Annotated in this window: 11 protein-coding genes and 1 pseudogene; 3 read left to right on the top strand and 9 right to left on the bottom strand. The window is 72.6% G+C overall.

Annotated elements, in window-relative coordinates; all coding sequences use genetic code 11:
* Window positions 1–1,806 (bottom strand): prolyl oligopeptidase family serine peptidase, encoded by a 1,806-nt coding sequence (locus tag ABZ923_RS08705; RefSeq protein ID WP_361468555.1) that lies wholly within the window; start codon window positions 1,804–1,806, stop codon window positions 1–3.
* Between the two features lie 239 nt (window positions 1,807–2,045).
* Between ABZ923_RS08705 and ABZ923_RS08700 the strand changes: the two genes are divergently transcribed.
* Together ABZ923_RS08700 and ABZ923_RS08695 are read left to right on the top strand one after the other, a co-directional pair.
* The gene (locus ABZ923_RS08700; protein WP_361468552.1) at window positions 2,046–2,828 is read left to right on the top strand and encodes a class I SAM-dependent methyltransferase; all 783 of its coding nucleotides are present in this window, start codon (window positions 2,046–2,048) and stop codon (window positions 2,826–2,828) included.
* Between the two features lie 58 nt (window positions 2,829–2,886).
* Entirely contained in the window at window positions 2,887–3,672 is a 786-nt protein-coding gene (locus tag ABZ923_RS08695; RefSeq protein ID WP_361468549.1) for an SURF1 family protein, read from the top strand.
* A gap of 196 nt (window positions 3,673–3,868) precedes the next feature.
* On the opposite strand, the gene ABZ923_RS08690 is transcribed toward ABZ923_RS08695, so the two are convergent.
* The 7 genes from ABZ923_RS08690 to ABZ923_RS08660 all read right to left on the bottom strand — a co-directional run bounded on the left by ABZ923_RS08690 (window position 3,869) and on the right by ABZ923_RS08660 (window position 10,287).
* Window positions 3,869–4,945 (bottom strand): hypothetical protein, encoded by a 1,077-nt coding sequence (locus tag ABZ923_RS08690; RefSeq protein WP_361468547.1) that lies wholly within the window; start codon window positions 4,943–4,945, stop codon window positions 3,869–3,871.
* A gap of 143 nt (window positions 4,946–5,088) precedes the next feature.
* Window positions 5,089–5,769: a SigE family RNA polymerase sigma factor gene (locus ABZ923_RS08685; protein WP_361468544.1), complete on the bottom strand. Its 681-nt coding sequence runs from the start codon at window positions 5,767–5,769 to the stop codon at window positions 5,089–5,091.
* A gap of 312 nt (window positions 5,770–6,081) precedes the next feature.
* On the bottom strand, window positions 6,082–7,155 hold the full coding sequence (locus ABZ923_RS08680; RefSeq protein WP_361468541.1) for an aspartate-semialdehyde dehydrogenase: 1,074 nt from the start codon (window positions 7,153–7,155) through the stop codon (window positions 6,082–6,084).
* 16 nt (window positions 7,156–7,171) lie between these two features.
* On the bottom strand, window positions 7,172–8,443 hold the full coding sequence (locus tag ABZ923_RS08675) for an aspartate kinase (RefSeq protein WP_356151568.1): 1,272 nt from the start codon (window positions 8,441–8,443) through the stop codon (window positions 7,172–7,174).
* A gap of 171 nt (window positions 8,444–8,614) precedes the next feature.
* Window positions 8,615–9,277, bottom strand: a complete 663-nt coding sequence (locus ABZ923_RS08670; RefSeq protein WP_361468537.1) for a DUF5063 domain-containing protein — start codon at window positions 9,275–9,277, stop codon at window positions 8,615–8,617.
* Entirely contained in the window at window positions 9,270–9,869 is a 600-nt protein-coding gene (gene recR / locus ABZ923_RS08665) for a recombination mediator RecR (RefSeq protein WP_030342446.1), read from the bottom strand. Before recR ends, ABZ923_RS08670 begins: the two co-directional genes overlap by 8 nt.
* A gap of 73 nt (window positions 9,870–9,942) precedes the next feature.
* Window positions 9,943–10,287 carry a YbaB/EbfC family nucleoid-associated protein gene (locus ABZ923_RS08660; RefSeq protein ID WP_361468534.1) on the bottom strand — a complete coding sequence of 115 codons (345 nt, stop codon included), beginning with the start codon at window positions 10,285–10,287 and terminating at the stop codon, window positions 9,943–9,945.
* A gap of 250 nt (window positions 10,288–10,537) precedes the next feature.
* Here ABZ923_RS08660 and ABZ923_RS08655 point away from each other — a divergent pair, with 250 nt between their 5' ends.
* Window positions 10,538–11,287, top strand: coding sequence for an SLATT domain-containing protein (locus ABZ923_RS08655; RefSeq protein WP_361468531.1), 750 nt, complete (start codon window positions 10,538–10,540; stop codon window positions 11,285–11,287).
* Between the two features lie 96 nt (window positions 11,288–11,383).
* Here ABZ923_RS08655 and ABZ923_RS08650 read toward each other — a convergent pair.
* A pseudogene (locus ABZ923_RS08650) lies at window positions 11,384–12,064 on the bottom strand (serine/threonine protein kinase); the annotation flags it as partial.

Below are 12,064 nucleotides of genomic sequence, written 5' to 3'. Positions count from 1 at the left end.
CTACGCGGGCAGGTGCCGCTCGGCGAACTCCAGTTCCAGCCTCACCTGCTTGATCCGCTCGTCCACGACCAGGGAACCGTGTCCCGCGTCGTACCGGTACACCTCGTGGACCGCGCCGCGGGCCTCGAGTCTCTTGACGTAGTTGTCGATCTGGCGGATCGGGCAGCGGGGGTCGTTGACACCGGCCGAGATGTGGACGGGGGCCTTGACCTGGTCGACGTAGGTCAGCGGGGAGGACGCGGCGAAGCGGTCCGGGACCTCCTCGGGGGTGCCGCCCAGCAGGGTGCGGTCCATGGCCTTCAGGGCCTCCATCTCGTCGTGGTACGCGGTGACGTAGTCCGCGACCGGCACGACGGCGATGCCCAGCGTCCAGGCGTCCGGCTGGGTGCCGAGGCCGAGCAGGGTGAGGTAACCGCCCCAGGAGGCGCCGGTGAGGACGAGGCGGCCGGGGTCGGCGAGGCCGGAGGAGACCGCCCAGTCGCGCACCGCGGCCACGTCCTCCAGCTCGATCAGGCCGACCCGGTGCTTGAGGGCGTCGGTCCAGGCGCGGCCGTAGCCCGTGGAGCCGCGGTAGTTGATGCGGACGACCGCGTACCCGTGGTCCACCCAGGCGGCCGGGCCCGCGGCGAAGGAGTCGCTGTCGTGCCAGGTCGGGCCGCCGTGCAGGTCGAACACGGTGGGCAGCGGGCCGGTGGCGCCCGCCGGCTTCTGGACCAGGGCGTGGATACGGCCGCCGGGGCCCTCCACCCACACGTCCTCCACCGGCACCGACGCCGGGCAGGCCATGCCCGGAGGGTCGAGCACCACCCCGCCGGCCGTGGACCGCACCGCCGGGGGCTCGGCGGCCGACGACCACAGGTACTCCACGCTGCCGTCGGGGCGGGCCGTCGCGCCGGAGACCGTGCCGGGCGGGGTGGGGATGCGGGTCAGCTCGCGGGCCGCCAGGTCGTACCGGAACAGCTCGCTGCGGGCCTCGAAGCCGTGGGCGATGAGCAGGGCGGAGCCGTCCGGGTACCACTCGGCGCTGACGTCACCCGGCAGGTCCAGGGCCAGGTCCGTCTCCCGGCCCGTCGCCACGTCCCACACCAGCGGCTCCCAGCGGCCCCGGCGCTGGTGCCCGATGAGCAGCCGGGTGTCGCCGTCGACCGGGGCGAAGCCCAGCACCTCCAGGCCCAGTTCCTCGGTGCCGCCCTTGGTGTCGTCCAGCTCGGCGACCGTCGTGCCGTCCGGGCGCAGCACCCGCAGCGCGGCGTGCATGGCGTCGCCGTGCTCGGTGTGCTCGACGGCGATCAGGGAGCCGTCGTGCGAGAGGTCGCCGACGCCCGCCGACTCGCGGTGCCGGTAGATCTCCACCGGGTCGGCGCCCTCGCGGGCCAGGTGGATCGTCGTGCCGTCCTCGTCCGTGGAGCGGCCGACGACCGCCGTGCGGCCGTCGCGGGACAGGGCCAGGCCGGCCGGGTAGGAGGGGTCGAGACCGGGCACGGCCGGCTCGTCCGGGCCGCCGGTGAAGGGCTGGCGGCGCCAGATGCCGAACTCGTCGCCGTCCTTGTCGTCGAACCACCAGATCCACGCGCCGTCCGGGGAGAGCACGCCGTCCGTCGTGCCGTTCGGCCGGTCCGTCACCTGCCGCTGCCCTCCCGTCGCCCTGTCCCAGGCGTACAGCTCGTACGTCCCGGTCGCGTTCGACACGAACAGGGAGCGGTCCGGCGCGTCCTCCGCCCAGTCGGGCAGGGAGACGCGCGGTGCGCGGAACCGCTTCTCCCAGTCCGGCATGTCCGGTGTGTCCGGCGTCCTGCTCTCACTCATGGCCCCAGTCATGCGCCCATACTGCCTGGCCGCGCCGACAATTGGGTGGCGGGTGTGCGCAGCCTGTGGATAACTTCCCGCGCATGAGCGTTTCCGTCCCTTCGCCCTCCGTACCCGGGGGTTCGTCCGCACCCGCACCCGGGGATTCGTCCGCACCCGTACCCGGGGGTCCGTCCGCGCCCGCGCCCGCCGGTTCCGCCCCGTCCGTCCCCGACGGCTGGCGCGAGGACAACCGGGCGATGTGGGACGAGAGGGTCCCCCTCCACGTCTCCGGTTCCTTCTACGACCTCGACGGTTTCCGCACCCGCCGGGACGACCTGCGGGACTTCGAGACGGCGGAGGTCGGGGACGTCACCGGCAAGTCGCTGCTGCACCTGCAGTGCCACATCGGCACCGACACCCTCTCCTGGCTCCACCGCGGCGCCGCCCGCGTCGTCGGCCTGGACTTCTCCGCACCGGCGGTGGAGGCGGCCCGCGCCCTCGCGGCCGACCTCGGCCACGGCCCCGACCGGGCGGCCTTCGTCACCAGCGACGTGTACGACGCGGCCGGCGCCGTGCCCGAGCCGTCGTACGACATCGTCTACACCGGCCTGGGCGCCCTGTGCTGGCTGCCGGACATCCGGCGCTGGGCCGAGACGGCCGCCTCCCTCGTCGCGCCCGGCGGTTTCCTCTACCTCGCCGAGTTCCACCCGGTCACCGAGACCCTGGACGACGAGACCGGCACCCGGGTCGTGCGCGACTACTTCACCCGGGACGCACAGGTGTGGAACGAACCGGGCACCTACGCCGACCTGGACGCCGCCACCGTCCACAACCGCAGCGTGGAGTGGCAGCACACGCTCGGGGACGTGGTCTCCGCGCTCGCCGCGACGGGGCTGCGCGTCGAGTTCCTGCACGAGCACGACGTGTCGCTGTTCCCGCGGTTCCGGAACTTCGAGGTGCGCGACGGCTACCACCGCTTCCCGTCGGGCCATCCGCGCATCCCGCTCATCTACTCCCTCAAGGCGAGCAGGGTGAACTGAGCGGGCGAGGGCCGACCCGCGGCCCGGCCGCCGGGCCGGGCGCCGTACCGTGGAGGGCGTGTACCGGTTTCTGCTGACACCCCGCTGGTGGGGCATCAACGTCTTCGTGCTGCTCGCCATCCCCTTCTGCGTCTTCATGGGGTCGTGGCAGCTGGGCCGGTTCGAGGACCGGGTGCAGGACCATCGCGCCGTGACCGAGCAGGTCGCGGCCGGCCGGGAGGCACCCGCGCGCCCGCTGGACTCGATGCTGCCCGTCGACAAGAGCACGGCGGGCCGGCGGGTCACGGCGAGCGGGCGGTACGGCGAGCAGTTGCTGGTTCCCGGGCGTGAGCTGGACGGCAAGCGCGGGTTCTACGTCCTGACGCTGCTGCGCACCGGCTCCGGGAAGGCGCTGCCCGTGGTGCGGGGCTGGCTGCCCGGTACGGCGGACGCGGCCAAGGTGTCCGCGCCGCCCGCCGGCGAGGTCACCGTCACCGGCGCGCTGCAGGCGTCCGAGACGCCCGGGGACAACGGGGTGAGCGCGCAGGGCGGCCTGCCGGCCGGGCAGACCGCGGCGATCAGCTCGGCCTCGCTGGTGAACCTCGTGCCGTACCGGCTGTACGACGCGTGGGTCACCCTGGACAAGGGGGACGCCGGGATGAAGGCCGTGCCCGCGAGCGCGCCGAGTGGCAGCGGGCTGGATCTGAAGGCGTTCCAAAACCTGGGGTACACCGGCGAGTGGTTCGTGTTCGCCGGGTTCGTGGTGTTCATGTGGTTCCGGTTGCTGCGGCGGGAGATCGAGTTCCAGCGGGACGCCGCGCTGGGCCTGGTCCCGGAGGACCGGACACCGGTGCCCAGCGCGTGACCGGCGGCGGTGCCGGCCGGGCGTGCGGGCGTCTCCCGCTCCGGCAGGGTGCCGCTTCCGTGGGACGGGCCCGCCCGGTGCGGCCCGCCGCGGTCGCGCAGGGGCGCGGGGAACCGCACGGCCGGCCGCCACGGACCCGCAGCGGCCGTCGCCACCCGCGCCCCCGAGGCGGTCGCCCCGTCGGCCCGCGGGGGCGTCACGCGCCGGGCAGCACCCCGGTGAAGTAGACCGTGCCCGCGCACGCGCCGGGTACCACCGCGCCGGCCGACGGGGCGCCGCCCTGGGCCGTGTGGGTGACCGCGATGCTGCCGTCGGCGGGGCCGTCCTCGGCGGCCAGCTGGGTGGTGGTGCCCGCCGAGCCGCCCGTGTCGGTCGTACCGCCGGAGGCACTCGCTTCCTGGGTCGGCGTCGGGTCCGGCGACGGCTCGCTCGGGTCGGGGCCGCCGGTGTCGGTGCCGCCGGTGGTGGGGCAGGTCTCCGACGGGACGAAGGCGAACTTCTCCTCGTAGGCCGAGCCGGGCTGCAGGACCAGGGAGGAGACCTCCAGGGACGGGTCGGGCAGGGAGGCCGCCGCGTCACCGGCGACGTGCCGGGCGCTGAAGACCTTGGCCGGGTCGGCGGCGCCCTGGGCGGTCGGCGTGATGACGCCCGGGCCGCCGAGGGTGCACGCGGTGCCGGAGGTGTTGGTGACGCGGAAGGTGCCGTAGACGACGCCCGCGGTGTCGGGGGCGTTCACCGTTCCGGTGGCGGAGCCCAGTTGGGCCGCGGTGCACAGCGGGGTGCCCGAGACCGTCGGGACGGAGGGGCCGGGGCCGCCGGCGGAGCCGTCGGCGTGGCCGCCCTTGTCGCTCTTCTCGTCGTCCTTGCCGGGGTCCTTGTCCGGCTTGACCGTGGTGGCGGCACCGTCCTTCTTGTCGCCCTTGTCGCCGCCCTTGTCCTTGCCCTGGCCGGTGCCGCCCTGGGCCTGGGAGCTCTGGCCGGCCATGGCGGTGTTGGGATCGGAACCGCCGGACTGGGAGACGTGCACGAGGGCGGGGATGGCGGTGCCGATGAACAGGGCCGCCGCGGCCACGCCGACGACCGCCTGCCGTTTGCGGGCGCGGCGCGCGGGGACGGCGCGGCGCAGGTGGTCCAGGGTGCCGGTGCGCGGTCGGATGTCGTCGACCGCGGAGTGCAGCAGCCGGCGCAGGGCCAGTTCGTCGGTGTCGAGCCCGTCCAGGCTGTGGACGCCGTCGAGCCCTTCGGGGCCCTTGTCGTCGGGGCCGTGGTTCACAGTTCCGTTCCCAGCGTGCGGTGGCGTGTGCTCTTGCCCGGTGCGCCCTGTCGGCTCGTGCCAGGCGTAGGGTTCGTGTCGTTCATGGGAGTGGCGCTCGTGGGAGTGGCTGTCATGGGAGCCGCCCCCTTCGGCGTGGTCGCTCATGCCGGTGCCTCCATGGCCACCCGCAGCGCGGCGATGCCCCGCGAGCCGTACGCCTTCACCGAGCCCAGCGATATGCCGAGGGTCTCGGCGACCTGGGCCTCGGTCATGTCGGCGAAGTAGCGCAGCACGAGCACCTCGCGCTGGCGGCGCTGCAGGCCCTTCATCGCCTTGATGAGGTCGCGGCGCTCCAGCTGGTCGTAGGCGCCCTCTTCCGCGCTCGCCATGTCGGGCATCGGCTTGGACAGGAGCTTCAGGCCGAGGATGCGCCGGCGGAGCGTGGACCGGGAGAGGTTGACGACGGTCTGCCGCAGGTAGGCGAGGGTCTTCTCGGGGTCGCGGACGCGCTTGCGGGCCGAGTGGACGCGGATGAAGGCCTCCTGGACGACGTCCTCGCAGGATGCGGTGTCGTCGAGGAGGAGTGCGGCGAGGCCGAGCAGCGAGCGGTAGTGCGCCCGGTAGGTCTCGGTGAGGTGGTCGACGGTCGTCCCGGCGGCCTCGGTCGCCACGGCGCCCGCGGCCTCCTCGGCCCCGTCGCGCTGACTGGGTATGCGGGCGGGCCGCGCTGCGGGCATGGGCGCGATCACCGGCATGCCGCCGGGCGTGCGGGGCCGGAGCGCCGCGCGGGGTCGCAGGGCCGTAGCGCCGCCGGCCGCAGTGAGTTCGAGTACCTCTGCCACGCCTGTTGGACACGTTTCCCCCCTCGGGGGTTGTACGTGCCGGACGTCACATCTGCGACAACCGACGGTGCCTCAAGTGCCGTCATGCGTCCCGCTCTTCCCTTATGTCCCATTTGAACGGGCGTCCCCACGCCCCGATCACGGCGTCCCCACGCCAGGATCATCACGTCCCCAGGTCCCGCAAGGGTGACCGCAAAGACGCTCCCCGCCTCCGTACGGTTGCGGAAGGCGGGGAGTGAAATCCTCTGTCGCCGAAGGGGGACGGTTCAAGTGGATTGGACCATGCCCCTGGCCACACTTCTTACTTGAATCCTACAAACCTGGCTGGGCGGGGGCGGAGGCCTCCGCCGCGATCAGCTCCGCGATCTGCGCGCAGTTCAGGGCGGCGCCCTTGCGCAGGTTGTCGCCGCACACGAACAGCTCCAGCGCGGTCGGGTCGTCCAGCGCCCGCCGCACCCGGCCCACCCAGGTCGGATCGGTGCCCACCACGTCGGCGGGGGTGGGGAACTCGCCGGCGGCCGGGTCGTCGCACAGCACCACGCCCGGCGCGGTGGCGAGGATCTCGCGGGCGCCGTCGACGCCGACCTCCCGCTGGAAGCGGGCGTGGACGGTGAGCGAGTGCGTGGTGATCACCGGCACCCGGACACAGGTCACGGCGACCGGCAGCCTCGGCAGGCCGAGGACCTTCCGGGACTCGTCGCGGACCTTCATCTCCTCCGACGACCAGCCGTCCTCGCGCAGCGAACCGGCCCACGGTACGACGTTCAGCGCGACCGGCTCCGGGAACGGCCCGGTGTCCTCCCCGACGGCCCGCCGCACGTCCCCGGGCTTGGTGCCCAGCTCGGTCCCGGCCACCAGGGACAGCTGGGCCCGCAGCGTCTCCACGCCGGCCCGCCCGGCCCCGCTCACCGCCTGGTACGACGACACCACCAGCTCGCGCAGCCCGAACTCGGCGTGCAGCGCGCCCAGGGCGACGATCATCGTCAGGGTGGTGCAGTTGGGGCTCGCGACGATCCCGCGCGGGCGGGACCGCACCGTGTGCGGATTGACCTCGGGCACCACGAGCGGCACGTCCGGGTCCATCCGGAAGGCGCCGGAGTTGTCGACGACGACCGCGCCGCGCGCGGCGGCGACCGGCGCCCACTCGGCGGCGACCTCGTCGGGCACGTCGAACAGCGCGATGTCGACCCCGGCGAAGGCGTCCTCCGTCAGGGCCGTCACCTCGACCTCCGCCCCGCGCACGGTCAGCTTGCGGCCGGCCGAGCGCGGGGAGGCGATCAGGCGGATCTCGCCCCAGATGTCCGCCCGCTGGGACAGGATCTGGAGCATGACCGTGCCGACGGCCCCGGTCGCTCCCACGACCGCGAGCGTCGGCCTGCCGGTCATCGGTCCGTACCCCGGCTCATCGGCCGGTGCCCCCGTAGACGACGGCCTCGTCGCTGTCGGAGTCCAGGCCGAACGCGGTGTGCACGGCGCGGACGGCCTCCGGGACGTCGTCGGCGCGGGTGACCACCGAGATGCGGATCTCGGAGGTCGAGATCAGCTCGATGTTCACACCGGCGTTGCTGAGCGCCTCGAAGAACGCGGCGGTGACGCCCGGGTTGGTCTTCATACCGGCGCCGACCAGGGAGATCTTGCCGATCTGGTCGTCGTAGCGCAGCGAGTCGAAGCCGATGCCGGAGCGGTTCTTCTCCAGCGCGTCGATGGCCTTGCGGCCCTCGGTCTTCGGCAGCGTGAAGGAGATGTCCGTCAGGCCGGTGGAGGCGGCGGACACGTTCTGCACGACCATGTCGATGTTGATCTCGGCATCGGCGATGGTCCGGAAGATCGCGGCGGCCTCACCCGGCTTGTCCGGCACGCCGACGACCGTGATCTTGGCCTCGGAGGTGTCGTGCGCGACACCGGAGATGATGGCCTGCTCCACCTTCTTGTCCCCAATCGGCTCACTGCTGACCCACGTGCCCTGCAGTCCGCTGAAGGACGACCGGACGTGGATCGGGATGTTGTAGCGGCGGGCGTACTCCACACAGCGGTGGAGCAGCACCTTGGACCCGGAGCTGGCCAGTTCGAGCATGTCCTCGAACGAGATCCAGTCGATCTTCCGGGCCTTCTTCACCACACGCGGGTCGGCGGTGAACACGCCGTCGACGTCGGTGTAGATCTCGCAGACCTCGGCGTCCAGCGCGGCGGCCAGCGCGACGGCCGTGGTGTCGGACCCGCCGCGCCCCAGCGTGGTGATGTCCTTCTTGTCCTGCGAGACGCCCTGGAAACCGGCGACGATGGCGATGTTGCCCTCGTCCAGGGCCGTCCTGATCCGGCCCGGCGTGACGTCGATGATCCGGGCTTTGTTGTGGACCGAGTCGGTGATGACGCCTGCCTGGCTGCCGGTGAAGGACTGGGCCTCGTGGCCCAGGTTTTTGATCGCCATCGCCAGCAGGGCCATGGAGATCCGCTCTCCGGCGGTCAGCAGCATGTCGAATTCCCGCCCGGCAGGCATGGGAGAAACCTGCTCGGCGAGATCGATCAGCTCGTCCGTCGTGTCGCCCATCGCGGAAACGACGACGACAACCTGGTTGCCGTTCTTCTTCGCTTCCACGATCCGCTTGGCGACGCGCTTGATGCCTTCGGCATCGGCTACGGAGGAGCCTCCGTACTTCTGCACGACAAGGCCCACGTGCGCTCCTCGCTCGGTTCGTTTGTGTCGGCTCAGTCTAACGAGCGTCCGAATACCACCACCCTGCTCCCGCATGGTGAGACATCCGGATGCTCGCCACCGGCACCTGCCCAGCGGCCCGCCGGACACTCGGAAAGTGCCCGGGGTCACAGCCGCCGCGGGACGGCCGGCCTACTTCCCCGGCCGGATCCCGAGCGGCCCGCCGATCTCCTGGGCCATCACCCGGCCCGCCTCGAACTCCAGGGTCTCGTCGCCCATGTCCGCCTGGTCGGTGTCGAGGCCGTCCAGCTCCTCCAGGGGCTGGTTGAGGCGGACGTGGATGAGGACGGACTGGAGGGCACGCAGCACCGCGGAGGCCGTCGGACCCCAGTTGGAGAAGTACGAGAACTGCCACCACCACAGGGCCTCGGTGGTGCGGCCCGCCCGGTAGTGGACCATGCCGTGCCGCAGGTCGGTGATGATGTCGGCGAGGTCGTCGGAGATCCGGGCCGGCACCGGCGCCTTGCGCGGCTCGTACGGGTCGAAGACCTCGGAGTAGACGTCGACCGGGTCCAGCAGCCGGGCGAAGTTCTCGCGCAGTTCGTCCACGTCCGGTTCCGGGCCCGGGTCGGGCTCGTAGCGCTCCTCGGGGACGATGTCCTCGTGGGCGCCCAGCCGGCCGCCGGCCAGCAGGAGCTGGGAGACCTCAAGGAGGAGGAAGGGGACGGCCGATTCGGGTTCGTCGCCCCTCGCCACCTCCGTGACGGCCACCAAAAAGCTCTCGACCTGGTCCGCGATCTGGACGACGAAGTCGTCCGGGTTCTGCGTCGAGGCGTGCAGCGTGGCGTCAGACATCTAGGAGTCGTCTCCCCTCGAAGGCGCGGCCGAGGGTCACCTCGTCCGCGTATTCCAGGTCGCCACCCACCGGGAGGCCGCTGGCCAGGCGGGTGACCTTCAGGCCCATGGGCTTGATCATGCGGGCGAGGTACGTCGCCGTGGCCTCGCCTTCCAGATTCGGGTCCGTGGCCAGGATCAGCTCCGTGACCGTCCCGTCGGCCAACCGCGCGAGAAGTTCTCGGATACGCAGGTCGTCGGGTCCCACACCCTCGATCGGGCTGATGGCGCCGCCGAGGACGTGGTACCGGCCGCGGAACTCACGGGTGCGCTCGATCGCGACGACGTCCTTGGGTTCCTCCACCACGCAGATGACGGAGGGATCGCGGCGCGGGTCGCGGCAGATGCCGCACAGCTCCTCCTGCGCCACGTTGCCGCACGTGGCGCAGAAGCGGACCTTCGCCTTCACCTCCAGGAGGGCCTGCGCGAGCCGCTTCACGTCCGTCGGCTCCGCCTGCAGGATGTGGAAGGCGATCCGCTGCGCGCTCTTGGGACCGACGCCGGGCAACCGCCCCAGCTCGTCGATGAGGTCCTGGACCACGCCTTCGTACAACGGACTGCCTTTCCTGGAGACCTTTCGGTACGTACGGTAGTTGGCTCCCGCCTCCGCTTGGAAGGCGGAGGCCTCAGAACGGCAGCCCCGGGATGCCGCTGCCGCCGCCCAGGCCCTGGGCGAGCGGGCCGAGCTTCTGCTGCTGGAGCGCCTGCGCGTTCTCGTTGGCCGCCTGCACGGCCGCCACGATCAGGTCGGCGAGGGTCTCGGTGTCCTCCGGGTCCACCGCCTTCGGGTCGATCTTCAGCGCCCGCAGCTCACCGGAGCCGGTGACGGTGGCCTGCACCAGCCCGCCGCCCGCCTGTCCGTCGACCTCCGTGTTCGCCAGTTCCTCCTGGGCCCGCTGCAGGTCCTGCTGCATCTTCTGGGCCTGCTGGAGCAACTGCTGCATATTGGCCTGGCCACCACCGGGAAACACGATCAGCTCCTCTACGTCTTCTCCTTGAGCACGAGCCTACGTGGTCCACGCCCCCATCGCCCCGCCACTCTTTCGAGTGAGAAGTTCGGCAGTCGTATACCTGATCAAGGCCCTCTTCCGAGCGGAAAAGCTGGGAAAGCTCCCTCTCCGCCACCCGTTGGGCGGTAGGAAGGGGGCCGCGCACCGACATGAAATGTCACGCAAAGTGACCGGTGGTGAGCAGAGATCAGTGATCAGTAGGGAGTGCCGGGTGGGTCAGCCGGAGATGCAGCCCGAGGGTCCGCCTCAGGACGGGCGGGGCGAGGGTGCGGCCGGGCTGCGGCCGGGCGATCTGACCGGGCGGGCCTTCCCGCTCGGGGACTGGGGCGAGCCCGCCGAACGGCTCGACGACCTGTACCGGTGGGCGGAGCGGCGGGCACTGGAGACGGCCGCGTGGTATCTGCGGGACCGGGTCTGGAAGCGGCGCGGGGCCCGCGTGCTGCGGATCGGGGCCGCCGCCGGTGCGGTGGCCGGGGCCGCGCTGCCCCTGCTGGAGCTGACCGGGGCGGCCGGCGGGGTCGCGCCCTGGGGCTGTCTGGCGCTGCTGCTCGCGGCCGCCTGCGTCGGCGTCGACCGGTTCTTCGGGGTCACGTCGGGCTGGATAAGGGACGTCGCCACCGCCCAGGCGGTGCAGCGGCGGCTACAGGCGTTCCAGTTCGACTGGGCCTCGGAGAGCGTGCGGGAGGTGCTGGGACCGGCGGAGGGCACGGCGAGCGAGGCGGCCGAGCGGTGCCTGTCGGTGCTGCGGCGCTTCTCGGAGGACATCACGGAGCTGGTGCGCACGGAGACCACCGACTGGATGGTGGAGTTCCGCACGGGGGCGGCACCGCTGGGCATCCAGACGGCGGTGGCGGCGGTGCCGCGGCAGGAGGTCGGGGGCGGCGGGGGCCGCTTTCCCCTGCCCCCGGCGAACGGCAGCCGCCCGAACATGCCCCGGCAACGGCCTCCCGAGCCGCGCTAGGGTCTTTCTTCCGGCTCAGGCCGGCCCCGAGCGACCGCACCACCTGGCCGACCCGCGACACCGGCAAGATCCGGAAGAGAGGCCCTGGACGCCGGGCTACCCCTTGTCGTAGGTCAGGCTCTCCCCGCCGCTCCGCTTCTCCCGCTTGAGCCGTCCGTCCGGCAGCAGGGTGACCTCGGTGGCCTCGCCCGGGGTGCAGGAGGAGGCGGGTTCACCGCTGGTGACGGTGGACGGCCCGATCTCCAACGGTCCGTCGCCGCCCGGCGCTTCGGCCAGCTCGGCCGTGAAGACGCAGTGGTACGACCCCCCGCCCTCGGTCGGCCCGTCCGCGACCAGCGTCAGCACGGTGTCGCCCACCTCGCCCTGCCGGATGGTCAGTTCACGGGTGTTGGAGCCGGCCGCGTTGTCGATGGTCGTCCGCCAGGTGCCCAGGTAGGCCTCCGGTACCGCCCCGGCGGAGGCGGACGGCGACGGCGTCGAGTCGGTCGGTGTGGCCGAGCCGGAGCCGTCCGGCGACGCGGATCCCGCGGTGGGCGCCGGACCGGGCTTGCCGTCGCCCTGGTCGTCCGTCCCGCCGCCGTTCTTCATCAGCGCGTACACCGAGCCGCCCGCGCCCAGCGCGACGACCAGCGCGATCACGACGAGCAGCGCGGTGGACCGCCCGTTGCGCCGCTCCGGCTCCGCCGGGACCCCGGCGCCCGCGGGCCCGTACGGCGGGGTGGCGCCGAGCCCGCCGCCCGGTCCCGCGTAGGGGTGGTACGCCGGCTGGGCCCCGCC

It is taken from the genome of Streptomyces sp. NPDC046881, assembly GCF_040645015.1.
Classification (GTDB): Bacteria; Actinomycetota; Actinomycetes; order Streptomycetales; family Streptomycetaceae; genus Streptomyces.
The sequence above is the reverse complement of the archived record's forward strand: the minus strand, read 5'-3'. Positions and strand labels throughout refer to the sequence as shown.

Coding starts and splice junctions, on each gene's coding strand:
- ABZ923_RS08700 (WP_361468552.1), top strand. CDS start 2,046: ATGTGGGACGAGAGGGTCCCCCTCCACGTCTCCGGTTCCTTCTACGAC.
- ABZ923_RS08705 (WP_361468555.1), bottom strand. CDS start 1,806: ATGAGTGAGAGCAGGACGCCGGACACACCGGACATGCCGGACTGGGAG.
- ABZ923_RS08680 (WP_361468541.1), bottom strand. CDS start 7,155: ATGACCGGCAGGCCGACGCTCGCGGTCGTGGGAGCGACCGGGGCCGTC.
- ABZ923_RS08670 (WP_361468537.1), bottom strand. CDS start 9,277: ATGTCTGACGCCACGCTGCACGCCTCGACGCAGAACCCGGACGACTTC.